Below are 258 nucleotides of genomic sequence, written 5' to 3' on the forward strand. Positions count from 1 at the left end.
GTAGTTGTTTTTGTAGGTTGTAATCCTCAAAATAAAACTTCAGAAGTCACAAAAACAGAAACAACAGCTGCTCAGAAAGCCATAGCATTTACCGATTTCAAAAAAATAAAAGGAGTAGATAATGTACAAAATGTGCCATTTCAACTATCTGCTAAGCTAGATTCTATCCGCTTTTTTGTAGCTCCGAATAAGGATGCAGCTCATATGAAAATAGCCTACAATAAGCTGCATAACTACTATGGATTCGAAGAATTCGAT

Annotated in this window: 1 protein-coding gene; it reads left to right on the forward strand. The window is 34.5% G+C overall.

All coding sequences use genetic code 11. From position 1 onward, the window contains the following. Positions 1–258 (forward strand): hypothetical protein (locus SB659_RS19930; RefSeq protein ID WP_410551670.1); only part of this gene is annotated, 258 nt, incomplete at both ends.

The sequence above is a fragment of the Arthrobacter sp. SIMBA_036 genome (assembly GCF_046535135.1).
Classification (GTDB): domain Bacteria; phylum Actinomycetota; class Actinomycetes; order Actinomycetales; family Micrococcaceae; genus Arthrobacter.